Annotated in this window: 1 protein-coding gene; it reads right to left on the bottom strand. The window is 63.8% G+C overall.

Features of this window, described 5'->3' with window-relative positions; translation table 11 throughout:
* Positions 1 to 652 precede the first annotated feature (652 nt).
* Positions 653 to 1,771: type III polyketide synthase (locus DD1DGNOD_RS24540; protein WP_206443409.1), on the bottom strand; the 1,119-nt coding region annotated here is incomplete at its 5' end.

The following is a 1,771-nucleotide window of genomic DNA, read 5'->3' as shown; positions in this document are numbered from 1 at the left end:
AAAGGTGGACGTACCCGGCAGGTCGATCTGCTCGGTCAGCGTCATATGGTCCTTCCTTAAGTACGGACCGTTTGGTCACGGCCAAGAGTCGATGTCGGCTCGGCAGCGCATCCGAAGCGGCCGAGGATAGGGTTGTCCAGCTCACGATGCCCGGGGTCGCCATGTTTCATTGCTTCCCGTACATCACTACCCGGGCCATCACCACCCGCACCATCGCGTCGCAATGGCGTGGGTCCCCGGTCGTGACGGCCCGGGTCCCCGCTTACTACGGCGCGGGTGCCCCGGGGTGTCGGTCGACGTCCAAGATTTTCGACGTCTCCCTCCTGCCGCTGCGCGATACATTTCCCGGATCCGGACACGACGGATTGGTGGAACCGGTCCGCCGCTGAATCCAGGCTCGTTGAACGAGCGCCTTGTCCTCGGGCGCTGTTTCGCTCTTCGAATCCAAGCTCTCGTACAGAGTAACACGAATAGGCTACTCTGTGTAATGAAGTTGGTGTCGTTTCGAAGACGGTGACGGCTGTCAGGTGTCAAACGGGTACTGAAGCCTGCGCCGGGACGGGTGGTAGTCGGGCCGCGTCCGATTACTTCCGATGGTTGCTGTATATGGGTGGTTCTCGCACGGATTTTCCGGACCCCGGACCCCGGGATGTCAGTGGGCTTTCAGGAGTGCGGCGAACAGTGTCAGGCCGGGGCCGAATCCGAGGGCGACCACCACTTTGCCCGGTCGGATTTCGCGGGTCTGGAGCAGTCGCTGCAGAACGATCAGAACGGTGGCACTCGAGCAGTTGCCGTATTCCCGGAGGACGTCGTAGGAGGGGGCGATCGCCTCGTCGCTGAGCTGGAGCTGTTCCGCGACGACTCGCAGGATCCGTGCGCCGCCGGGGTGTATGGCCCAGCCGTCGACGTCGTCGCTGGTGTAGCCGTGTGTGGTGAGGAGGTTGGTGACGAGGTCGGCGACGTGGCGTTCCAGGACTTCCGGGACCTGTGGTGACAGTCGCATCCGGAATCCGTGGTCGGTGACAAGCAAACCCATGTACTCGCTGACACTGCTGTCGGTGAGGGCCGTGACATCAAGGATTTCGAGACTCGCTGCGCCGTCCGTCGAAAATGTCCGTCCGAAAGGTGCGACCACGACGGCGGCGGCTCCGTCGGCGAACAGCGAGTGCGCGACGATCTGTTCGAGGTCTTCACGCGTGGGGGTGCCTGCGTGCAGTGTGGGTGATTTGGGTTGGGCGTGCAGGCTGGAGAGTTCGAGGCAGAGCAGCAGTGCGGGTTTGCCGTGGACGGCGACGTATTCGGCGACCGTGCCGAGTCCGGGGATTGCGGCGTGGCAGCCCATGTGTCCGATGATGACGCGGCGTAGGTTCGGGGGCATTTGCAGGTCGTGGGACAGCAGGATGTCCAGGCCGGGGGTGACATGGCCGGTGCAGGACGCGACTGCGAACAGGCCGAGGTCGCTGGGTGTGAGGCCGGCTGTGGTGAGGGCGTCGCTGGCTGCCTGGCGGCCTAGGGGGAGTGCTTCGGTGAGGTAGCGGCGCATCCGTTCGCCGGTGGTCCATTCGGTGCTGGGTTCTTTGCGGGGGTCGACGGCGTAGTGTCGGCTGACGATTCCGGATGAGGCCCATACTTTTTCGGCGAGTGGGTTGGCTGCGAAGTGGTCGCGGAAGAATTCCCACAGGTCGTCCTGGTTGACCCGTTGTGGTGTGGCTACGGCGGTGCCGACGATGTGTGGCTGGGTGAGGTTGCGAATGGCAGGGGCGTCAGCGAG

The sequence above is a fragment of the Candidatus Protofrankia californiensis genome (assembly GCF_900634765.1).
Classification (GTDB): Bacteria; Actinomycetota; Actinomycetes; order Frankiales; family Frankiaceae; genus Protofrankia; species Protofrankia californiensis.
This window is presented reverse-complemented; position numbering and strand designations above follow the sequence as displayed.